This is a genomic window from Comamonas sediminis (genome assembly GCF_041107495.1).
In the GTDB taxonomy this organism is placed as follows: Bacteria; Pseudomonadota; Gammaproteobacteria; order Burkholderiales; family Burkholderiaceae_C; genus Comamonas; species Comamonas sediminis.
On sequence record NZ_JBGBDC010000005.1, the window covers coordinates 275628 to 299279 of the forward strand.

Annotated in this window: 12 protein-coding genes; 3 read left to right on the plus strand and 9 right to left on the minus strand. The window is 61.9% G+C overall.

Annotated elements, in window-relative coordinates; all coding sequences use genetic code 11:
- The first annotated feature begins 1098 nt into the window (after nt 1–1098).
- Together AB7A72_RS13395 and AB7A72_RS13400 are read left to right on the plus strand one after the other, a co-directional pair.
- On the plus strand, nt 1099–1350 hold the full coding sequence (locus AB7A72_RS13395; RefSeq protein WP_239809945.1) for a TIGR04438 family Trp-rich protein: 252 nt from the start codon (nt 1099–1101) through the stop codon (nt 1348–1350).
- 174 nt (nt 1351–1524) lie between these two features.
- Complete coding sequence (locus tag AB7A72_RS13400; RefSeq protein WP_369460259.1) at nt 1525–3021, plus strand: CitMHS family transporter; 1497 nt, start codon at nt 1525–1527, stop codon at nt 3019–3021.
- 125 nt (nt 3022–3146) lie between these two features.
- Here AB7A72_RS13400 and AB7A72_RS13405 read toward each other — a convergent pair whose 3' ends face one another.
- Nucleotides 3147–3398 carry a hypothetical protein gene (locus tag AB7A72_RS13405; RefSeq protein ID WP_239809947.1) on the minus strand — a complete coding sequence of 84 codons (252 nt, stop codon included), beginning with the start codon at nt 3396–3398 and terminating at the stop codon, nt 3147–3149.
- Nucleotides 3399–3804: 406 nt separating this feature from the next.
- Nucleotides 3805–4098 carry a hypothetical protein gene (locus tag AB7A72_RS13410; protein WP_369460260.1) on the minus strand — a complete coding sequence of 98 codons (294 nt, stop codon included), beginning with the start codon at nt 4096–4098 and terminating at the stop codon, nt 3805–3807.
- A gap of 1 nt (nt 4099) precedes the next feature.
- Between AB7A72_RS13410 and AB7A72_RS13415 the strand changes: the two genes are divergently transcribed.
- Nucleotides 4100–5014, plus strand: coding sequence for a LysR family transcriptional regulator (locus AB7A72_RS13415; RefSeq protein ID WP_239809948.1), 915 nt, complete (start codon nt 4100–4102; stop codon nt 5012–5014).
- A 130-nt stretch (nt 5015–5144) separates the two neighbouring features.
- Here AB7A72_RS13415 and dld read toward each other — a convergent pair whose 3' ends face one another.
- From dld to AB7A72_RS13450, 7 genes are all read right to left on the minus strand, one after another.
- Nucleotides 5145–6899: a D-lactate dehydrogenase gene (gene dld / locus AB7A72_RS13420; protein WP_369460261.1), complete on the minus strand. Its 1755-nt coding sequence runs from the start codon at nt 6897–6899 to the stop codon at nt 5145–5147.
- A 30-nt stretch (nt 6900–6929) separates the two neighbouring features.
- The gene (gene lldD, locus AB7A72_RS13425; RefSeq protein ID WP_369460262.1) at nt 6930–8066 is read right to left on the minus strand and encodes an FMN-dependent L-lactate dehydrogenase LldD; all 1137 of its coding nucleotides are present in this window, start codon (nt 8064–8066) and stop codon (nt 6930–6932) included.
- Between the two features lie 68 nt (nt 8067–8134).
- Entirely contained in the window at nt 8135–8911 is a 777-nt protein-coding gene (lldR, locus tag AB7A72_RS13430) for a transcriptional regulator LldR (RefSeq protein ID WP_239809951.1), read from the minus strand.
- A 66-nt stretch (nt 8912–8977) separates the two neighbouring features.
- Nucleotides 8978–10660 carry an L-lactate permease gene (gene lldP / locus AB7A72_RS13435; RefSeq protein ID WP_369460263.1) on the minus strand — a complete coding sequence of 561 codons (1683 nt, stop codon included), beginning with the start codon at nt 10658–10660 and terminating at the stop codon, nt 8978–8980.
- Nucleotides 10661–11490: 830 nt separating this feature from the next.
- Nucleotides 11491–12102: a hypothetical protein gene (locus tag AB7A72_RS13440; RefSeq protein ID WP_369460264.1), complete on the minus strand. Its 612-nt coding sequence runs from the start codon at nt 12100–12102 to the stop codon at nt 11491–11493.
- 3 nt (nt 12103–12105) lie between these two features.
- A complete protein-coding gene (locus AB7A72_RS13445; protein WP_369460265.1) occupies nt 12106–12795 on the minus strand; it encodes a hypothetical protein in 690 nt (229 codons plus the stop codon).
- Between the two features lie 7 nt (nt 12796–12802).
- Nucleotides 12803–23197 carry a putative Ig domain-containing protein gene (locus AB7A72_RS13450; RefSeq protein ID WP_369460266.1) on the minus strand — a complete coding sequence of 3465 codons (10395 nt, stop codon included), beginning with the start codon at nt 23195–23197 and terminating at the stop codon, nt 12803–12805.
- Nucleotides 23198–23652 lie beyond the last annotated feature (455 nt).

Genomic DNA, 23652 nt, shown 5'->3' on the forward strand with positions numbered 1-23652 from the left:
TGCTGCGATGAAAGTAGCATCTGTCACAACAAACGGCGTAAAAACCACCTTTTCTACATTGGTTTAGAAAAATTGACATTTGTGCAGCAGACGTGCACCAAACCAGGGTTTACCCAGCCGTCGCACGGCCCGTGGTGGCGGGCGCTCCCACCCCCTTGAAACATCCGAATCTGCCCGCCAGTATTCGCTGGAGTGCTAGCGCTTATGGCGCAGAAAGCGGTTTTTGAACGGCGCTACCTGGGTTGAAGATTGACTGAAAATCAATGGGTATAGCATTTATGCGTATTTTGTAACGAATGGTTTATGTACGCATCGAACCACGGCGATTTCAGCGCAATGAATCAAAAAGTAACTTCCCGGCCTGCTCCGAAAATTTCCTGTATTAGCAAGGGGATACGATTTTCCTCTCGCTGCTAATTTATGATGGAACGGCAATCATTTCTGATTCATTAATCGTTAAATGAATGTGCTTATTCACATACTTCTGTTTGTTAATTTCTGAAAACCAAACCCTGCAGTCTGGTCGGGCAATGCGGGGCTTTTTCAGCGGATAAAGGGCTGAATCGCTGCGCCATGGCAGCCCGCCCATATTGCTGCTGCCGGGCCTATGGCGGCGGGGATAACCGCAGTGCGCTGCATGGGGGCCGCACCGCGCTGCGCCGAGGGCAAAAGGCGTGCCCGCACGGGCACCGGGCCATGCCGGTACGGCGCCAAAACAGCTGAAAAAGGGGTGACGGCGGCAGAACGCGGCCACCCAGGCAGGCCACCGGTTGGGGGAGGAACCAACGCATTGAATAGACGTTAATGATTGGTTTAATTGTTTTCTTAGTAGATCGCTATAATTTGCGCAGTCATGCCTGGCGGCAGCGCACGCTGTAGCGCGCTGCACGGTAGGCATGCTTCGTGCCGCTTGCCGCGCGGGGTTGGGCAGATGCCTTCCCGCACGGCGCTCCGGCTCCCCCATCACCATGGGCAGGCGTGCCCCTCCTGGTCTGAGCCCACGCCGCCTGCCCGCACTGCAGCGCCGCTGCGCCTTGCCACCATGCTCCCCCAGCGCGGCAAGCCGGCCTGCAGTGCACGCCCTCCCGCACCGCTGCCATGTACCTGCTGATCATTGCTGTCGTCGTACTGATGCTGAAAATCTATGACATTCCACCGGTTAATAGCTGGCTTTGGATGGAGGTGCTGTTGCCCTCTTTCATGGCGCTGCTGTGGAAGCTATGGGCCGACTGGTCCGGCTACACGCGCAGGCGCCTGCGGGCGCGCCACGCCCGCAGGCGGTCGGCCCGCTATGTCCAGGACAAAGGCCTTTGCAAGATCAACGCCACACCCCGGCCGCCCAGCCGGTAGGAACTGCCCACACGGCCCGGCCAACCCGCCCACCCGGGCACTGGTTTGCCGAGGAGACAAGACGGGAGGCCCCAGTGCCCCCGTCCCCTGCGTGTGTGGCCTTCGCGCCCGCCGGCCGCACCCGCTGACAGGTAGCGGCCACTTCCCCCCACGCACTATAAGAAACAAGTACCTATGCTCACGTTGATTGGTTTAGCCATTATTGTTGTCATCGTCGCCTTGCTGCTGACCGAGAAAGTCTCGCCCGTCATCAGCATGGTGCTGGTTCCGCTGGTCGGCGCGCTGGTCGCCGGCTTCAGTACCACCGAGATCAACGCCTTCTACCGCCATGGCATCGGCTCGGTGGTGCAGGTGGTGACGATGTTCATCTTCGCCATTCTGTTTTTTGGCGTGATGAACGATGTGGGCCTGTTCGACCCGCTGATCCGCGCGATGGTGCGCATCACGCGCGGCAATGTGATTGCGGTGGCCGTCGGCACGGTGCTGATCTCGGCGATCGCCCAGCTCGACGGGGCTGGCGCATCAACCTTTTTGCTGGTGGTGCCGCCGCTGCTGCCGCTGTACCAGCGGCTCAAGATGAGCCCTTACCTGCTGTTCCTGCTGCTGGCCGCAAGTGCAGGCATTGTCAACATGCTGCCCTGGGGCGGCCCGTTGGGCCGTGTGGCGACGGTGCTGGAGATGGATGCCGTCGTGCTGTGGCGCGATCTGATCGTGGTGCAGGCCATGGGACTGGCGATGCTGCTGGCATTGGCGGTGTTCCTGGGTCTGCGTGAGCAGCGCCGCATTCGCCTGCAGGCGCGCCGCGCAGCGCAGGCAGTGCAAGCGGGTGATGGGGCGGCCGATGCGGCGATGAACGCGGACGCGCAGACAACGGCGCCCACACTGCTGGATGCGCAGGCACCTACACAGCCCGCAGCAGTGGCAGCCGCCCCGGCGGCAGCGGTGGCCCCTGCGCCGCTGGCCGATCTGGCCGCAGCGCTGCAGCCGCATGCGGCCACCGAGCTGGCTATACAGGAAGCAGCGGCCAGAACGGCCGACGACGCGCGCAAGCTGCTGCTGCGCCCCCGGCTGCGCTGGGTCAACGCGCTGGTGTTTCTGCTGACCCTGGCGGTGCTGGTGATGGGCGTGTTCCCGCCGGGCTATACCTTCATGATTGCGCTGTGCGTGGCACTGGTGATCAACTACCCCCAGCCCAAGGTGCAGATCGAGCGCATCAATGCGCATGCGGGTGGCGCGATCATGATGGCCAGCATCATCCTGGCCGCGGGCACCTTCCTGGGCATCCTCAAGGAGTCGGGCATGCTCAACAGCATTGCGCTGGCACTGGTCCATGTGCTGCCTGAGGTGCTGCTGCCCTATGTGCACCTGGTCATTGGCGCCATCGGCATTCCGCTGGAGCTGGTGCTGAGCACCGATGCCTATTACTTTGCGCTGTTCCCGGTGGTCGAGCAGATCACCTCGCAGGCTGGCGTGCCACCGACCTCTGCCGCCTACGCGATGGTCATCGGCAGCATTGTAGGCACGTTTGTCTCGCCGTTCTCACCGGCGCTGTGGATGGGGCTGGGCCTGGCCAAGCTGTCGATGGGCCAGCATATCCGCTACTCGTTCTTCTGGGTCTGGGGCGTGTCGCTATCGCTGCTGGCGGCGACCTGGTTCCTCGGCATCATCTGAACACGCAGTGCGGGCGGCCTTGGCAGGCGGCCCGCAACTGGCACAAGCACGGCGCCCGAGGGCGCCGTTGTCGTTGCTGTGCCTGCCGGGGCGGTGGGGCAGCGGTGGGGCCGCGAGGCGCCTGCTCAGCGGCGCAGCATGCGCGCTGCCGCTGCCAGCGCCGGTGCATCGTCTGCGGCAGCCGGGCGCTCCTGCAGCGACAGCCGGAAGTCGCGGGCATAGCCAAAGCTGGGCGCCGGGTGGCGCGCGGCAAACCAGAACGTCGTCGCCGACGCGATCTGCGGCGTGCAGTACCAATAGGCATGGCCGTCACCGTCCATCGCCCACCAGCGTGCGTTGGCGGGGGCCTGGTTCCAATCAATTGCTGAAAATTTCATCACAGAGCTCACATAGAAAAAAAGTGTCGTGTCCAACGCGGCTGCAGCACCGGACACTGCGGGGGCAGACGGGCCTGCGCCTTATCGCCAGTGAGCGATGCAGCCATGGGCATGCGGAGGGAAGGAAGCGGCAACGCAGGCCCCGTGCGCTGCGGCGGCCGGGGCATACAGGCACCGGGTTGACCAGGCGCGCTGTTGCCTGCAACGGCGACCCTGGGGCGCCGGCATCCCGGGTGCCTGCAACCCCCAGGTGAGGCGGCAGCCAGGCCGCCGGGCGCAGCGCTTTAGTGCACACGCCCCTTGCCAAACGCCCATTCTTTGCCAGGCACCTGCACCAGGTTGCCGGCCGCCAGCGCGGGGTGCGTGCCCACCCCAAAAAAGCAGCACGAATGATATATCACACCTATCAGGAATAATAGTTAATTAATTTAACAAATGTTATGCCTTTGGGTGCTTGCGCCCTTTGCCGCTGCGGAACCGCACCCGAATCAGAGCCTTCTAAGCTGTTGTAAACCGGTGAAAACCCCATCCACAAAGGCTTTCCCGGCAACAAGTCAGTACCCGTTTCGGGCTGCAGCATTGCGCTACGGGCCTCACAGGAACGGTGAATTCTCTTCAATTCCTTACTTTTTAGTAAAAACTGCATAACATAGGAATTTACAATTGGATGATTTAACGCTATTTGAAAAAATGAATTCATCATGACGCACGTATTTCAGCCGCAGAGATCGGCACCCATCCCCACCCTGCGGCAGCTGAGCTGTTTCAAGCAAGCTGCCGAGCACCCTACTTTTACCCAGGCCGCACAGGCGCTGGACATGAGCCAACCGGCTTTCTCGTCCGCGATCCGCGAGCTGGAAATCACCCTCGGGGCCACGTTGTTTGACCGCAGCATGCGGCGCGTGCGGCTGACGCCTGCCGGCGAATCGGTACGCGCCCAGGTCAGCTGGATGATCGCCACCTTTGACCAGGGCATGGAAGACATGCACCAGCGCCTGCAGCGCCAAAGCCAGCTGATTCGCGTGCACTGCATTCCATCGGCCTCGCAGTGGATCGCACCGCGCATGGGGCGCTTTCAGCAGCGCCACCCGCAGGTGCAGTTCGAGCTCGATGACATGCACAGCGACACCTTGGCCGAGTCGATCACGCAAGGAGATGCCGACATCGCCATCGGCCTGCACTTCGACACGCCGCTGCACATCGATTCGCGTCTGATCACGACCGACGAGATGATGGTGGTGGTGTCGCAGCGGCACCCGCTCGCCCGCCTGCCCAAGCTGTACTGGAAGGACCTGAAAGACCAGTCGCTGGTGGTGCTGCGCCGGGGCAATACTTACGACATGGTGGCCTCGGCGCTCAAGGAGCAAGGGGTGGAGATCAACGGCCCGCAGAACCTGTCGTCGATCGAGTCGCTGTATGCCGTGGTGCACAGCGATCTGAAGGTGGGCGTGATTTCCAGCATGAGCCGCCAGGCGCACCAGGACCCGCAGCTGTGCTACCTGCCGGTGAGCCGCCCGCACCTGGCCAGAAAGATCTGCCTGATGAAGCATGGCCGGCGTGCCGATACGCCGCTGCTGGTGCAGACCTTCTGGGACATGCTCTGCGACGAGCTATGAGCGTGCCCGGCGGTGCCAGCACCCCACGAAGCCGACCCCAGCAATGTGCGCTTATCAGCGCCCTCCAGCACCTTCCGATACCGCCAGCCTACCCGCCAGCCAACGCCACAACGATGGACGGGCTCAAGCCCTAGTCCGCATAACCCTGAGGCCAGCGTGTTCGCCGATCACAGCAAGCCTCCCAGTTCTTGCCCCGGGCCGTGTGGCCAATGCCGGGGTTGAAGCTGTTGCTGGGATCCAGTTCCCGATAAAAATCAGCCAGCGCAGGCTTGGCCACATAGAGGTGGCCCACGTTATGTTCTGCCGGGTACTCGGCCCGGCGCGCATCGAGCAGCGCCCACATGCGGTGCTCCATCGCCAGCGGATCGACGCCTTTTTTGACGATGTAATCCTGGTGGAACACATGGCAGAAGAAATGGCCGTAGTAGAGCTTGTGCACCATGTCGGCCTCGACGTCGGGCGGTAGCTGCTCCACCCAGTCGCGGTCATTGCGGCGCAGCGCCACATCGAGCGCCACGATGTCTTCCACCTCGGCGCGGTGCACTTCGCGGTAGCGAATGGCAGCACCGGCAATCGCAAAGCGGTGCAAAAACGCCTTGCGGCCCTCGTCCGCATCACACTCAAACCAGCCGCCGCTGGCACTGCCGCTGAAATGCTCCGTAAGGAACGCGCGCGTGGCATCGGCCGTGTCGGTGGACACGCGCAGCAGCAGGTGGTGCGTATAGCGCTCGCGCCACTGGCGCATGCGCGGCGGCAAGTGCCTGGGCAGCAGGTTGGTCAAGGCCTGGATGATGCGGTCGCTGACGCCGCGCAGGCCCAACCGTTCAAAAAAGCCATCGACCCTGCTTTTGAGCGCAAAGGCGGCCGGCACCCGTGCCGTGCCAAAGCGGTCGATCAGCAAGAAGGTGTCCTTGCCGTATTTCTCGCCGATGTCGTAGGCGGTGCGGTGGATGTACTCGCCGGCAATGGGCAGCTCGGGCAAGGCGGTGAGCAGATGGCGGCGCACGGTGGTCAGGTCGTCGGCCGCATTGCTGCCGATGTAGAAGACGGTGCTGGGCACCTTGGGAAAGGTGTCGAGCCGCACCGCAAACAGGCAGAGCTTGCCCGCCGAGCCCGAGGCCTCGAACAGGCGCGAGGGATCGGCATTGAAGCGCGCGGGCGAGTCCTGGTCCACATCGCGCACGGCGGCGGCATAGCGCGGATCGGATGCGGCGCGCTGCACATCGTGCGCAATATCGGCCTCGCGGTAGTCGCCGTTTTGCAGCCGGGTCAGGATCTCTTGCGGCGTGGCGCCCAGCGCAATGCCCAGGTGGTTGACCAGCACCAGCCGGCCATCGGCCTGCACCTGGGCGTAGAGCGCCAGCTCGGTATAGGCCGGGCCGCGCCGCACCAGGGCGCCGCCGGAGTTGTTGCAGATACCGCCCAGCACCGAGGCACCGATGCAGGACGAGCCGATGACCGAATGCGGCTCGCGCCCCAGGGGCGCCAGCACCTGCTCCAACTTGTCCAACGTCGCCCCGGGCAGGCAGACGACCTGGGCGCCGCCGGCAATCACCTGCACCCCGGTGATGCGCAAGGTGTTGATCAGCACGATCTCGCGGTCATAGCCGCTGCCGTCGGGGGTCGATCCGCCTGTCAAGCCGGTGTTGGCCGCCTGCATGATGACGATGCGGTCGGCGGCCACGGCCGCCTCCAGCACCTGCCACTGCTCCCACAAACTGCCAGGGCGCACCACCGCCAGCACCGGGCCTTCCCCGGTGCGGTGGCCTTTGCGAAAGCGGCGCGTGGCCTGGTCGCCGGTCAGCACATGGGCGGGGCCGACGGCGGCGCGCAGCTGGGCGAGCAGCGCATCGCGCGAGACGGGGGTGGTGGTGGCAGCGGTCATGGCAGTGAGGGGGTCAATGGCTGGTGGGTGTTACTGGCGCACCAGCAGATCGCCGTTGATGTCGGCCACCTTGGCCACGCTGGTCAGGGTCATCGCGACGCGCATTTCCTTTTCCATCAGCTCCAGCAGGTGCTTGACGCCGGCCTGGCCCGAGGTGGCCAGCGCATAGATAAAGGCGCGGCCCAGCAAGGTGGCATCGGCGCCCAGCGCGATGGCACGCACGATATCGAGGCCGTTGCGGATGCCCGAGTCCGCCAGGATCTTGATCTGGCCCTTGACCGCATCGGCAATGGCCGGCAGCGCGCGCGCCGATGACAGCACGCCATCGAGCTGGCGGCCGCCATGGTTGCTGACCACAATGCCATCGGCGCCAAAGCGCACGGCATCCTTGGCATCTTCCGGATCGAGGATGCCCTTGATGACCATCGGGCCCTTCCAGAAGTCGCGGATCCATTCCAGGTCCTTCCAGGAGATCGATGGATCAAAATTGCTGCCCAGCCAGCCGATGTAGTCGGCCAGGCCCGTGGGGCTGCCCCGGTAGGCGGAGATATTGCCCAGGTCATGCGGGCGGCCGTTCAGCCCCACATCCCAGGACCAGGCCGGGTGCGTGACGGACTGCCAGTAGCGGCGCATCGCGGCGTTGGGGCCGCTCATGCCCGAATGCGCATCGCGGTAGCGGGCGCCGGGCACGGGCATGTCGACCGTGAACACCAGGGTGGAGCAGCCAGCGGCCTGCGCGCGCTCCAGCGCATTCTTCATAAAGCCCCGGTCCTTGAGCACATAGAGCTGGAACCACATGGGCCGGCCCAGGCCGGGTGCCACCTCTTCAATCGGGCAGACGGAGACGGTGGACAGGGTGAACGGAATGCCATGGGCGGCGGCAGCGCGCGAGGCCTGCACCTCGCCCCGGCGCGCAAACATGCCCAGCAGGCCGACGGGCGCCAGGATGGCGGGGATGGAGAGCTTTTCGCCAAACAGCTCGGTGCTGGTGTCGAGCTGGCTCATGTCCTTGAGCACGCGCTGGCGCAGGGCCACATCGGCATAGTCGGCAACATTGCGCTTGAGCGTTTGCTCGGCATAGGCGCCGCCATCGATGTAGTGGAACAGAAACGGCGGCAGGCGCTTTTGCGCGGCGGCGCGGTAGTCGGATGCGGAAGAGATGATCATGGTGGCTCTCTCAGGGCTGGGTGTTTGTCTCGGCTGTTGTCTCGGGTTTTTGTGTGGCGCAGCGCAGGCTATCGCGCAGCGGGCAGGCTGGGCATCAGCTCGGCGGGCAGGCGCATCGAGCGCTCGCGGCGCGCGCGCTCTTCGTCCATCTGCTGGATGGTGTGGCGCACATGCTCCAGGTGCTCGCCAATACAGGCGCGGGCGCGCTGCGGGTCACCCTCCAAAATCGCCTGCATCAGGCTTTGGTGCTGCACGGTGAGCTGCTGCAGGGTGACGGGGGCGCTCAGGCGGAACATGTCGTGGCGGTTGCGCTCCACGGTGGACAGCACCACGGTGAACAGGCTTTGCATGACCTGCACCAGCACCAGGTTGTGCGAGGCCTCGGCAATCGCCAGGTGGAACTGCGCATCGGCACGCGCGGCCAGCTCGGCATGGCCGCTTTGCTGGTGGTCGATCATCACGTCAAAGCAGCGCTGGATGCGCTCCTTGTCTTGCGCGGTGGCGCGCTGCGCGGCCAGCCAGGCGGTGCTGCTCTCCAGCGCATGGCGGGTCTCCAGCACGTCGTAGCGGTAGTTGGGGTCCGACTCGATCAGGCCGGCCAGCGGGCCCATGGCCTCCTGCAGCCAATCGGCCGATGGCACCGTCTGCACATAGGTGCCATCGCCGCGCCGTGCCGACAGCACCCCCTGGCTGATGAGCTTTTGCAGCGCTTCGCGCACTGACGTGCGCGACACCCCCAGCTCCAGCGCCAGCTGCCGCTCGGCCGGCAGGCGCTGGCCCGGCTGCAGCCCGCGGGCCTGCACCAGGGCAAGCAGTTTTTCGACGACGTGGTCAGCGAGGCGCATGGGAAGCTTTCAGGGGTTGTGTGTTCTCGGCGCGGGAGCCATCAACGGCGGATGGCGCAGCGACCTTCAATGGCCTGGAATCATCCACGGAAACACATAGGCCTGCAGCGTAGTCATCAAACCGATGATGACGGCGAAGACCAGGCTGTGCTTGACGGTGAAGCGGAACAGGTCCGACTCACGCCCCGCCAGGCCCACAGCAGCGCAGGCAATGGCGATGGACTGGGGCGAGATCATCTTGCCGGTGACGCCGCCGGTGGTGTTGGCAGCAACGGTCAGCACCTGGGGCAGGCCCAGCTGCTGCGCGGTGGTGGCTTGCAGCGCGGCAAACAGCGCATTGGCAGAGGTGTCAGACCCGGTCAGGAACACGCCAATCCAGCCCAGGAACGGCGAGAAGAAGGTAAAGGCCTGGCCCGTGTGCGCCAGGGCCAGCGCCAAGGTAGCCGACAGGCCCGAGTAGTTGGCAACAAAGGCAAAGGCCAGCACCATGCCGATGGAGTAGATCGGCACGGCCAGTTCCTTGAAGGTCTCACCCAAAGTAGCCACTGCCTTGGACGGCGACAGGCGGGTGAAGGCAATGGTGATCAGCGCCGCAATCAGGATGGCGGTGCCGGTGGCCAGCAGCCAGTTGAAGGTGTAGACAGCGCCATAAGAGGTGGCAGCGGCCACGACGGGTGGCGTCTTCTCGACCAGGTTGTGCAGGAACGGCACCGGAATATTGATGACGGTGGACGCCAGCGGGCCGCCTGCGGCAAACAGCGCCTTGAAGGGCTTGATGCTCCAGACGGTGACCATCGCAGTCAGGATGATGAAGGGCGACCAGGCCTTGATGACGGCCAGGGCCGTCAGTGGTGCACCCGAGGGCGCCGGTGCTGCGGGCACGGCCGTAGCAGCTTGCTCACCCGCCTCCAGCGTAAAACGGAAAATGCGCTTGGGCTGCCAGACCTTGAGGAACAGGGTCAGCGCAATCAAGGACACGATGGCCGAGGTGATATCGGGCAGCTCCGGGCCAATGTAGTTGGCGGTGAGGAACTGCACGATCGCAAACGAGCCGCCGCCGACCAGCACCGCAGGCCAGGTCTCCTTCACACCCCGCCAGCCATCCATGATGGCCATCAGCCAGAACAGCACGAGCACGGTCATGAACGGCAGCTGGCGGCCCGCCATCTGGCCAATCGCAAACGCATCGACCTGCGAGACCTGGCCAGCGACGATGATCGGGATACCCATCGCACCAAAGGCCACCGGCGCGGTATTGGCGATCAGACACAGCCCTGCGGCATACAGCGGCTTGAAGCCCAGGCCGACCAGCAAGGCCGCCGTGATCGCGACCGGCGCGCCAAAGCCTGCAGCACCTTCCAAAAACGCGCCAAAGCAAAAGCCCACCAGGATGAGCTGCAGGCGCTGGTCCGGTGTGACCGACAGGATCGACGAGCGGATCACATCGAACTGCCCCGTCTTGACGGAGATCTTGTACAGAAAGACGGCCGCCACAATGATCCAGGCAATGGGCCACAAACCATAGAAGAAGCCATAGACCGCCGAGGCCAGCGCCGCGCTGACGGGCATGCGGTAGAACAACAACGCCACCGCCAGGGCCAGCACCACCGTGATGGTGCCTGCCTGGTAGCCCTTGAGCCGCAGCTTGGTCAGCGCCAAAAAGAAAAACAGGATCGGAATCAATGCCACCAGGGCCGACACCCAAATGTTGCCAGCCGGGTCGTAGTTTTGCTGCCAGAGAGTTTGCATGGCGATGTCTCGAAGTTATAGGACGGGCGCATGGCGCGCCTTGTTCTTGGGCTGTTCACCAGGAGGGCGCTATCGGGCTGCTAGGGTTGCCCTGTGCTTGGCCTAGCCTGGTGAATGGCTTGTTCGCTGTGCCGATGGTTGGACCTTTGGTCTAAATTGGTATTACCAATAAACCATTTCGTCTTCAACTTGCGGCAAAGTTCGGCGATTATTGGGGAATCACGCGAATTTACTGCCAGGGTAAACCCGTAATTTGACAATCTAGTGCGCCAATTTTCATATTGGTCATACCAATATGAACTAATCAAAGCACAAATGGCTTCGGAGGGAACACGCCTGGGTTCTTTTAGGAATGGCCGCCTCAGTCGCATACCAAGACGCCGCAAATGGACGAGATCGTCCTGCGGTTTTCAGGTTGACTGGGTGTGAATGGAACCGGCATCGCTAGCAGCAAGAACTTGTCTTGGTTGCTGGCGCGTAGCGTGCTCGGAGGAAAGCATGCATTGGCATGCTCTGCAAAACCCTCTCCAAGCGGGATCGACGCGGATCGGGATACGACGCAACGGGTCTTTTGCAGTCGAGCCGTAGCTGTGGACAAGGAAGACAGCGCAGCGAATCGCCCGCGTCCGCGTTCAGACCACGGCCTAGAGTTTTGCGAAGAGTCCCTAGGGAACAGCAGGCATATGGGCCTGCGGCTTCCTCTTGGGGAGCCTCACAGAAGAACCGTTGCATTTCTTTTCAACGTGGGGCTGGGCTGATTAGCCCCCCTGCAGCCTGTTCATAATTTTCTGCAGACGTCACACCTTGATGTATTAACGCGCAAGATAAGACTAAGTTTCCGCGTCTTTATAGGCAGCCATCGTGATATTTTTCATTTGTGTCCAATCCTCCAACGAAATGAACTGCCCACACGAAGACCAACGAGGAGCCGGATCATATTCTTCAAAATCATCTGGATATAAAAATTCAGAGAATCTCATAGGATTGGGAAAGTCAAAATCATCCAAGAGGCTGTACTTTTTTAAAAATAATCTGGATCTATTTCTCAATTCTTGCCAGCACGCTCCATTCTCAAACCCATCCAGGGATGTATTAAATTCAAGATTTTCAAAAAACCTATTTGATATTTTCTCGCCAAACAGATTCTCTCGCTCATTAGTCATCTCATGATATATATCACCGCCTCCAAACATGCTTTCCAATAGCGGCATTATTTTTTGCGAGTTCAGAAAACAAGACACAAAAAGCTGATACAAAGGATTTGTGATGTTCGAGTTAAAATCATGATCCAGATCAACGGCTTGAAAGTGCAACTCTGCACAGACAGGCATAATCCTCTTAACGTAAAAATGCGCCAGCTGTGATTCGGGATTAATCAAAACAAAGTTCATTAGGTAATAAACTTCGTATTGCCAAAGTTCCTGATCACTTAGAGAAAACATCTCTCACACTTCAGGCGGCAACTGCAGGCGCAGCGGATTCAAAAGCGGATCCTTTAAATATTCTTCACGACTGTAATAGTCGCACCTCCCGCCAAAGACGGGATGATTTTTAAGTCGCTCCACTACCTCACTCTGCTTACAGAAAAGAATGGGACGAAATGGATCATCGCCTCCCATATCCCCCGTTAAATAAAAATCCAATGCCGCGCCAACCATATCCATATCCTCAAATACAGTTAGTACTGAGTCATAGGCATTTAAGGCATTGAGCTCCAAATCAAAATCCAACGCATTTATTGCAAGCGCATGAAATTTTGTCGCTATGTCTTTTGAGCAATCAGCACAAGAGTAAGCAATAAAATTAATATCCCAGCAATACCAAAAAGAAATCAACCACAAGAAGGACGAATTCACCTTGGTCAGCACATCAAAAGAGCATACACCCATGTGTGGGAAATTGACCAACTCCCAAACTGGCCCGGTTGTCGGCCAGTTCTCCCTCAAAAATCTAGGCGGATCGTAGTCTGCTTCATATGAACCAATATTTTCCATTGCCTCTTTAAAACACGACTGCCAGTCATCTTGGTGCTTCGAAATCAAACTGAAATGAGGAAATTCTCCATGCAACTCTGACAGCAATATATTCATCTCATCGGCTGTCAATTTATCAAAAATAAGTGCATTTTTATTCATAGTAAACCTATTTTGCACAGTGATAATGATATGCCCCTCCTGCAGGAGGAAAGCATAAACTTTGGGAGTTATGGCCCACAGTGCTGTGCCAATCCTGTCGGAACCATTGCAAGTTCCCTTCGCGGCTCCACCGATGACCGGCGCCAAGCATGCGGCCCCCTTGCCCCGATCTAACACCTAACTCAACATATATGTCTCGATGCGATTTACTGAGAGACAACGTGCCCACCTTAACCTGTTTAAACGGAAACGGAGAAACTTTACCCGTTATTTCGGGGGTCGGCCCATAAATCAGCAACGCATTTTTAGGGCCTTTAATAAATTCACCTATAGCGGAAACAACCCCTTTTTTCGAGAATATTCCGGCAGATTTTCCCGCCAATTCTGCAACTGCGGAGTCAAAATCTGCCATGGCATTGACGAAACCCTTTTGATTTTTTGCATCCTTCATGGAATTTTGCCACTCTGGGCCTTGGAAAACACTCCATACCTGTTGGTAGGCATGTACCAACTGCAGCAAGGTCAGTGCATGGTCTAGCTTGTCCAAAATCCCGAGTGCTCTTGTACCAGCGGAAGTTGCGCGCAACAAATGTCCGAAATTGGGCATTGCCATGGATATAAAGATGTTCCCACTCGGATCCACCGCATTGACCGGGTCCGCATTGCCATACAGGTACTTGTTCAAAGTCAGCGGAATGCGATTCGCACCCGGATGCTCATCCATCGAGATAAACCGGCCAACCTGCGGATCGTAATCACGCGCACGGAGGTGCAGCAGGCCCGTCTGGCTGTCGGCATATTCGCCGGTGTAGCGGTGGCTGGTGGCAGCGGCATCGGCCGCATTGGCAGGCATGCCTTCGGTGGCGCCCAGTGCAATGCCGAATGCGTCGTAGCTGAAGACATGGTTGGTGGCAGCCGTTTGGGCGATACGCACGCTGCCCAGGCCATCGCTGAACAGCTGGGTTTGCGCACCAGCCGAGGTGCTGGCGATCAACTCGCCCAGGCCATCAGGGGTGTGCACATGCACGGTATCGACCCAGGCACCGCTGTTGACCTTGGTACTCTCGACGAGGATCTCGCTGTAGCCGCGCTGGTGGTCCACTTTGCAGTGGGTCTCGGTGGTGGTGGCGCCCTCTTTGACCAGGCGCTTGATGCGGCGGCCGCTGCTGTCATAACCATACTCAACCGTTTTGGCGCCGGTGCTGACCTTGGCCAGGCGGTTGTCCACCGTCCAGGCATAGGTGGTGGTCTCCGCTGGTGATGCCTTCTGCACCAGGTTGCCGCGCTCGTCCCACTGGTAGGTGGTGGTGCCGGTAAGGCTGTCCACACTTTGCGTGAGACGGTCATGGCTGTCGTATTGGTAGGTAGTGACTTGGCCGTTGTGGCCGACAGTGCGACGGCTGCGGTTGCCTACGTCGTCGTAGACGTAGTCGATGGTCGAGTCGAACACCGCAGGGGCGGTTTGTGCCACGCGCTCCTGCAGCAGCTTGCCGGCCGCGTCGTACTGGTAGTGCACCGAGCGCTCCACCGTCGCTGCCGGGCTACCTACCCCCACCATGCGCTCAGCCACCTGGGTGCGCTGGCCTGCGGCATTGAGCGTGTAGACAAAGCTGGCAATGTCTGCACCGTCCGCCTTTTTGTGCAGCACGGCGGTGAGTTGGTTGGCCAGGTTGTACTGGTAGTCGGTGGTGCTGCCGTCCGCCCGCATCACCTGCACGCGGTTGCCTGCATTGTCGTAGGCAAAACGGGTGGTGCTGCCATCGGGGTGGGTCAGGGTCTCCAGCTGGTTGAGCATGTTGTAGCTGGCCTTGATGGCCTGGCCCGAGGTGCTGACCTGGGTGCGGTTGCTGTTGGCGTCCCAGGCGTAGTCCAGGGTGGCACTGAAGCTGGTGCCCAGGCTGTTGTGGCTCCAGACCTCGCGGGTGACGCGGTCGTTGCCGTCCAGGGTCAGACCCAGGTTGCCATAGGCCGTATCGGTCTGGCTGTTCATGCGGCCGAAGCTGTCATAGCCTTGGCTCAGGCTGCGGCCATCGCTGCGCGTAACTTTGCTGAGCTTGCCACCCACGTCATAGCTGTAGATGGTCTGGCTGCCGTCAAAGTCGGTACGGCTCACCAGACGGCCTTCGCTGTCGTAGACCAGGCCTTCGCTCTTGCCGCCTGGCAGGGTGCGGGCCACACGACGGCCAGCGCTGTCATAGCCATAGCGGGTGGTATGGCCGTTGGCGTCGGTCTGGGTCAGCAGCTGGTTGCTGCCATTCCAGGTGTAGCCGGTGGCCTTGCCCAGTGGGTCCGTCACGGTCTTGAGGGCGCCCAGCGGATCGTGGCCAAACTGGTAGGTATGGCCCAGCGGGTTGGTCTCGCTCAACAGCACGCCATTGGCGTCATACGCAAACTGCGTTACCGCACCATGGGCCAAGGTGGTGCTGGTGCGCTTTTGGGTGCTGTTGTAGGCGTGGACCGTCGCCCGGCCCAAGCCATCGGTGGTCTTGACGAGGTTGCCCGCCAGATCGTACTCGCGCGTCACCGCAATACCAGCGGCATTGGTCTGCTTGGTTTCACGGCCGGCCAGGTCGTATTCAAACGCCGTGGTGTTGCCGCGCGCATCCTTGCTTGAGGTGAGCTGGCCTGCTGCGTCGTACACGCTCTCGACGGCAAAGCCCATCGGGTCGGTGACCTTGGTGGCACGGTCCAGCGCATCGTAGGCTGTGCGCGTGCACAGGCTGCCGGTGCAGCTCTGGGTTTCGTTGCCGTTGTTGTCATAGGCCCAGCTCTCTACCCTGCCATCGGGGTAGGTGGTCTTGGACTTTTCACCGCGCAGGCTGTACTCATGCGCCGTCTTGCGGCCTTGGCTGTCGGTCTCTTGTAACAGCTGGCCGGCCGCATCGTAGAGGTAGGTGGTGGTATCGCCCACCGCGTTGGTGCGGCTGGTGACATTGCCCTTGCTGTCGTAGCTGGTCTTTTCTACCACCGTGGTGGCAGGCTGGCCCGGCTGGGTGACGATGGCGCGCGTGGTGGAGGTGACGCTGCCTGCGCTGTCATACGCGTAGGTGGTCACCGTACCGTCCGGAGCGGTCTCGGTCTGCTTGAGCGTGGTGCCGTTTATCTTGGCATAGGTGTAGCGGGTGACATTGCCGACCTTGTCGGTCATGCTGCTCAGGCTGCCTGTGGGGCTGTAGCCCATGCCAAAGGCCTTGCCAGCGGCATCGGTGATGGCTGTCAGATCACCGCTGGCGTTGTAGCCATTGGTGGTGACGTTGCCAGCCGCATCGGTGATGGTGGTGACATTGCCTTGCGCATTGAAGGCCGTTTGGGTCACGCGGCCGGCGGGGTCGGTTTCGCTGGTGACATTGCCGAAGGCGTCGTAGCTGCGCGTGGTCTTGCGGCCCAGCGCGTCGATCACCTCGATCTCGTTGTCATGGGCGTCATAGGCGTACTGGGTGATGCCGCCTGCGGCATCCAGCACGCGGGTGATGTTGCCCCGGTCATCAAAGTCATACACGGTGGTGTTGCCGTTGCGGTCCTTGATGGTCTGCTTGTTGGCCGTGTTGTCGGTGCTCACCGTCACGGCCTTGCCGGCGGCATCGGTCTGGCTGAGTACGCGCCCGGCGTCGTCATAAGTAGTCTTCAGCGCCAGCCGGCCCAGCGGATCGGTGTAGCTGGTCAGGCCATGCGCTACCTTGGGGTTCTCGTAACGGAAGTCGGAAACCGCATTGCTCTGGTCGACCACCGAGATCAGGTTGTCGGCCGCATCGTAGCCATAGTTCAGCACCTGGCTGCCGGGGCCGGTGATCTTGCTGATCTTGCCTTGGGCATCGCGGGTAAAGGCCAGTGCCCAGCCGCCGGAGTGGCTGATACCGCTGCGCGTGAACTGCAGGCTGTTGCCATTGCGGTCCTTGATCTGCTGAATGCCGAAGTCCTTGTTCAGGATGTACTCGATGCCATCCAGGGTGGTGAGCTTGTACTGCGTGGGGTTGAAGGTCTCCGTCGTGCCCATGTCGAACAGGTCACCACCGGCCAGGCGCAGATCGCTGTAGCCCAGCGCTTCGAGCTTGCTGCCGCTTTTGTTGCTGGCCTTGGCGCTGAACGCGAGGCTGACGCTGGGGTTGGAGGCCCACTGCAGCACGCTCACGCACTCCGGGCTGGCACGCAGGTCGAACTGCTCAAGCCTGCCATCGGGCATACGCACCGATGCCACGCGGGAGCCCTGGGGACGCACGCAGATCTTGCGGTTGAAGCCCGATCCCGTCTCCTGCATGACCCAGGAGCGGCCCAGCACGCCGTTGGTCTGCAACCAGACGTCCTGGTAGTCCACCGACCAGCCGTAGCCAAAGTCCATGCGCTGCGCGCGCTTGAGCGAGTCATAGCTGCGGCGAACCGTCAGCGGCAGACCTTCGATCTCAAAAGCCATGTCGGTAAAGGTCAGCTGCAGCGGCGCCGCCTTTTGCTCACCGCTGATGGCCACCGTCACCTTGGCGCTGGTCTCGTTGCCGGAGACATCGCGCACGATCAAACCCAGGTCATACAAACCGTTGGCCAGGGTCTGGGGGTTCAGGTCGCCCAGCTTGGCCGCAGTGACGCTGGCGCTGCCGCCGCCCAGCTTGCTCCACTGGTTCTGCCCGGCCGGCGAGATCATCAGCAGGTACTCGGCCAGGTTGGCATCGGAGGCCGTGCCGATGATGGCTGTGGGCTCGAACACATCGGTCACCGTGATGTCGTCCGAGCTGCCCGGTGCAGTGATGGCGGCCAACGGCGCCAGCACATCGCTGGGGTCTTTGACGCCGAACCAGTCGTCCACGGTCACGCTGCTGCCCTTGGCATCGCGCAAGGTCAGGCGCAGGTTGTGCTTGCCCATTGCTGTGGGCGTGAAGACAGCCTGGTAGGCGGTATCCACCGTAACGGCGCGGCCGTTCACGGTCAGGCTGCTGACGGTATAGGGCGCGGTGCCGCCCTGCGCAAACACCTGCAGGGTCGTCGATTCACCCAGGTTGAGGTACTTGGGCGATGGCGTCACGCCGGCCTCCAGCGGCCCGCCCGCTGCGGGCTCGGACACACGCAAGGTCCAACTCTGGGTGACGGAGGCCTGGCCGTCCGACACCGTCACCGTGATCGCATGCGTGCCTTGCGCCGTCGGCGTGCCCGAGATCAGGCCTGTGGCCGACATCGTCAAGCTGGCCGGTGCGCCGCTCATCCGGTAGGTGAGGAAGTCGCCGTCCGGGTCCGTGGCCACCACCTGGTAGGCATAAGGCGTAGCGATGGCCGCAGAGGGCACGGGCGCGCTGGTGATGACCGGCTCGCGGTTGGCCGCAATCTGCAAAGTGTAGCTTTGCACCACATAGGCGCCCCGGGTGTCCTGCACCTTGATCTCCACCGCATGGCTGCCCAGTACCGGGCTGTTCCAGGTCAGCAGGCCCGTGCCGGCCGCCATCGCCATACCGGCAGGGGCCTTGTCCAGGGCATAGGTCAGTGGATCGTTTTCAGGGTCGGTGGCCGTGACCTGGTATTGGTAGGGCACGCCCGGCGCCCAGCGCAAGGTGGGCTTGCTGCTGATCTGTGGCGGGTTGTTGTTGGGCAGTTGCACGTAGATGCCGAAGCTTTGCGTGGCGTAGGCGCCCTTGGCATCGGTGGCGCGCACCGCTACCGCGTGGGTGCCGCCTTGCGCCAACGTGGGCGTCCAGCTGATGGCGCCCGATGTGGCGTTGATGGCCATACCAGCAGGGGCCGCGTCCAGCGTATAGCTGATGGCATCGCCATCCGGATCGTTCGCCCGCGCGGTGTATGCGTAAGCCGTACCTGCGGTGGCCGAGGTAACCGGTGTGGAGCTGAATGCCGGTGCGCGGTTGGACGCGCCCGAGACCGAGATGGCGTAGCCCTGGGTGGCGATGCCGCCCTTGCCGTCCGTCACCTCCACCATCACGGGCGCCAGCCCTGCCACATTGGCCGGAATGCTCCACTGGACAGCTCCGGTGCTGCTGTCGATCACCATGCCCTGCGGGAACTCCGTCAGCGCATAGGCCAAGGTGTCACCATCGGCATCCACGGCCTTGAGCGCATAGGTATAGCTCGCACCGGAGATACCACTGGTGCCTGGCTGCGTGGTTACCCGAGGCGGACGGTTGCCGGGCTGGCCCACACCGATCGCATAGGTCTGCGATGCGGTGCCGCCCTTGCCATCTGTCACCAACACGGTCAGTTGCGCCTGGCCGCTCGCGCCTGCCGGTACGGCCCAGGAGACCCGGCCCGTCTGCGCATCAACGGTGATACCGGGCTCGCTGGTGGAGACGCTGTAGGTCAGCGCATCGCCATCCGGGTCACTGGCCAGAATCTGGTACAGGTAGGCTGCACCGGCCGTGCCGGTAGCAACCGGTGTGGAATTGATCAGCGGCGGCCGGTTGGCGGTGATGCCCACGCCAATCGCATAGGCCTGGGTCACTTCGCCGCCCCGGCCATCGGCCACCTGGATCTCCACCGTCTCGCTGCCAGCGAAGCCTGCTGGCACGGGCCATTCGAGCTTGCCGGTGGCAGAGAGCGTCATGCCTGCGGGACCGGTCAGCAACTGGTAGCTGAGCGGGTCACCATCGCGGTCGGTGGCTACGACCTGGTACTCATACACCCCGCCGGCAACGGCCGTCACCTTGGGGGTGGAGCTGATCACCGGCGGCTGGTTGCCGCTGGCGGGCAGCACTTCAAGCTGCCAGTTTTGCTGCGCGACATTGCCGGCGGTATCGGCCACCTCGATCAGCATCGCATGCACGCCCACATCGGCAGCGCTGGTGGCCCAGCTCAGCTGGTTGCCAACCCAGGCGGCTGCTGCAGGCCCGGAGGCCAGGCGGTAGCTGAGCGTTTCGCCCTCTGGGTCAGTCGCACTGACCGAGTAGCTATAGATGGCGCCAGCGCGCACCTGGCTGGGCGGGCGGCTGGTGATGGTGGGGGCGCCATTGCCATACACGGGCACCTGGACTTCAAACGCCTGCTCGGTCTGGCCACCGCGCTGGTCGTCCACCAGCACGCGCACGGCAAACTTGCCGGCGGTGTTGCTGGCAAATTTCCAGGCGATCGCGCCATTGCGCGCGTTGATCGCCATGTCCGCTGGTGCCTCCAACAGCGTCCAGACCAGGTTGTCACCATCGGCATCACTGGCCGAGGCCGTATAGCTGTAGGCCGCCGGATAGGCCAAATAGGTCACCGGTGTGGCGGTGAACACGGGCGCACGGTTAGGCGATGCCGTCACGCGGATGCTGAAGCTCTGCTTGCCCTGGTTGCCATCCGGATCGGTGGCGGCCAGCACCACCGCTGCTGTGCCCGTCACTGGCGAGGGCCAGGTCACGGCGCCGCTGCTGGCGTTGATCACCAGGCCTGCCGGGCCGCTGAGCACGCTGTAGATGACCGGGTCACCGTCGCGGTCGCTGACCAAGGCCTGGTAGCTATAGGGCTGGGCAACGGTCGCCGTCACCACGGGAAGGCTGGTGAATTCCGGGAACGCCTGCACCGACACCACCACGCGCTGTACATCACGGGCGCCATACTGGTCGGTGACCTGAATCACCAGTGGATAGGTGCCGGGCTGGGGGGTCATCCATGAGATGCGTCCAGCCGCATCAATGCTGATACCCTCTGCCTGGCTGCCCAAGGTGTACTGCAACGGCCCTTTCTCGGGATCTGTCGCGGTGACCTGGTGGGAGAAGCTCACACCCGCAGGCACCTTGGCCGGGAACTGGCTGGTGATCTGCGGCGGCAGGTTGCCATCGACCACATGGATGGAGAAGGCCTGGCTGGCCAGCAGGCCTTTGCCGTCGCTCACCTGCAGGTTGACGCGGAAATCCCCCATCAGGCCGGGCTGCCAGCTGATCTTGCCGCTGGCGGCATCCACGGTCATGCCCACCGGGGCATACATCAGCTGGTAGCTGAGCGGGTCGCCATCGGCATCGACGGCGGTGGCCTGGTATTCATACAGCTGGCGGACATCCCCGGCAAGCACCGGCTGGCTGGTGAAGATCGGCGGGCGGTTTACCGGATCCCCTATGCTCCAATGCGCGGGCACATAGGTCGCTACCTCGCCAGAGCTGCACAGCGCATGGCCATCCACATCGAGCGCCCGGATGCTGTAGTAGTAGGTCTTTTGCGGCTGCACCGTGCGGTCCAGCCAGGTGGCGTGGTGCGATTGCGTGGTGCCCAGGCGCACAAAAGGGCCTTCCAACTTGTCGGCACGGTAGACCGCATAGCTGGCAGCGCCGGTATCGGCCCAGGTCAGCTGCACATTGCCGGGTTTGGCGCGCAGTTGCAGGTCGTTGACGCAGGCGCCTTGCGGCGGAATGCTGACCGAGCCAAAGGCATCGACATAGACATAGCCGCCATGACCGCTCTGGGAGCAATCGGCACCCACGACGCGGATTTGCAGCTCATGGCCCAGGCTGCTGTCGGGCACCTCCAGGTCCACATCGATGAACGGCGTGGACACCCATTTGCTGCCCTTGTAGACCGTGGTGTAGAACACGCGGCCAGGCTGGTTGGCAAACGCAAAGTCGTAATACAGCGTCTCGCCCTTGGTCAGATCCTTGATCTCGACAAAAAAGTAGGGCTGGTTCGTGGGCTCGTGACTGGGGTCCTCCAGCACCGCTGCGTAGCTGAATCGCACATGGAGCTTGCCGTCGCCCGGGTCGCGGTCGGTCTCGGTGATCACGCCTTTTTGGCTGATCTCGTTGATGTGTGCGCCGTTGTCATCGTCATTGACCTTGGCCGAGAAATTGCCCTGGCGCGGCAGCACCAGCTGTGGTGCGCGCGGGTCAAAACGGCCGTCCACCACGGTGACTTTTTCAACACCTCCGCCATTGAAGCGCACATCACCCACCTGGAACGGAGGCGCACCGGTCAAGCCCGGGTTCAGGCCAAAGCGCTTGGTCCAGCCTGTCAGGGTCTGGCTTTCAAAATCGCCATTGACAAAGATCGCGTGCGAATCGCCGCCCGCACCCAGGCCCAGCACCAGCAGCAAGGCCAGGGTCCAGCCGCGCCGGCTGCGCAGCGCGTCTCTACGCTGCAGCCACAGGGCGCCCAACACCAGGGTACTGACCGACAGCACGCTCAGCGCCAGCCATCCCATCGCAGGAATGGCCTTGAGCGCACCGGCAGGTGCATTGACGGAGACCGAGGCGCGGTTGTTCGACAACACCGGATCGGGCAGCTCTGAAGCCAAGGTCACGGTGTTGACCAGCGGGCCATCCGCCTGCGCCATCACGCCGGTCACATCGATGGTGATGGAGGCGCCCACCGGCATCTCGGCGCGCACGCGGACATCGCTGCCCTGGCCAGATGCTGCGCCGCAGACAGCGCCGCCCCGGGCGCTGCAGGTCCAGCGCACCGCTTCCACGCCCGAGGGCACCAGGTCTTCCAGTTGCGCAGCGGTGACTGCTGCCGGGCCATGGTTGACCGCCACCAGCTGGAAGGCCACTGGGCCACCAGGCAACACATGGGGCGTACTGGTGGTCTTGGATACGGCCAGATCGGCCTGCGCAGCGCCTGCCGAGCCGACGCTGACCTGCACCAGGCTGTCGTTATTGGCTGCATCGGTGTCCACCGTATCGGTGTGCGTTGGCGCCACCGTGGCGCGGTGCGTCAACACGCCGTCTACGGTCGCTGTGCCGGTGACCGTGACCACCACCTGGTTGCCCGTGCCCGCAGGCACCTGGGCATCGACCCGCAACTGGTGGCCTGTGCGAGGGCTCGCATCGCAGGCGGCCAGTCCCTGGGCACTGCACGACCACTGCACATCGGCCAGCGACGCGGGCACGGCGCTGCTCAGCGTCACGCCCGTACCGGCAGCCAGACCGGCGTTGCTGACCACCAGTCGGTACTGCACCCGCTCGCCCACCTGGTAGTGGGCCTGTGCCACTGTCTGCGTGACCGCGTAATCCACCTGCGCCCGGGTATCGGGAGCGGCACCTTTGAACAGATAAAACTGGGCAAAATGCCTGCGCGCCGATGCCAGGTCATTTTGCGTGGCACCGGCATTTTCTTCGTCGCCGACCACCAGCCAGACACGGACATCCTGCCCGGGTGCGATGGCCCCTGGTACTGCGGACATCGCAATGGCCATATCCTCACCGCCGGCATTCGGCAAGGTACTGTTACTGAGATCGCCGGTTGCCGCACGCGCAAGCAGGGAGCCATTCCAATAACCCATCTCTCCCGCTTCCCAGCGGTCTGCAGCGATATGGCCGGCAGGCGCTGTCAGCGACGGGGCCACCACCGCTTCGTTGAAGAAGGTATTTTGGGCGGCGTCCTGGTCTATATCCACAAAGCCGGTAATACGGACATTTTCCAGCGGCAATGCGGAGTTATTGCGAAGTAACCACTTCCACTGCACCCCATCCTTGCCAAAGCTGGACTTCTCGGTATTGACGAGGGTCAAGCCATTTTGAAGCGGCGCCAGGCTTTTAGCCGGAATCTGGCGTATTTCTTCGGTAGCGGCTCCATCGCTGAGAAAAAGGCTTACCCGTTCCACAGTGAAACTGGCCGTCTGTGCGGCGGCCATGCCGGCCACTAGCAAAAACCATACACCTAACCAAAAACTGCTTACTTGAATTATTTTTCGTTGCAGCTTTGTTTTTTGTCGCTGCGGCGCCTGCTGACCTGTCATACCCCACCCGATCGCTTGATTATAGAAATGGGCGAGATTCTCGCTTGAAACCTTTGTTTTCAACTATCACTGTTTTTAAAAAGCACTATAGTTACTTATGGTTTCTTAACTTATTTATTTCTTACACCCATAACCCGCGGGTATTTTTAGGGCATGTTGGGATGCCACGCCCGCATTTCCTCAGAGGGCGCAGCCCCCATTTATGGAACACAGGCCTTTATCGGTTT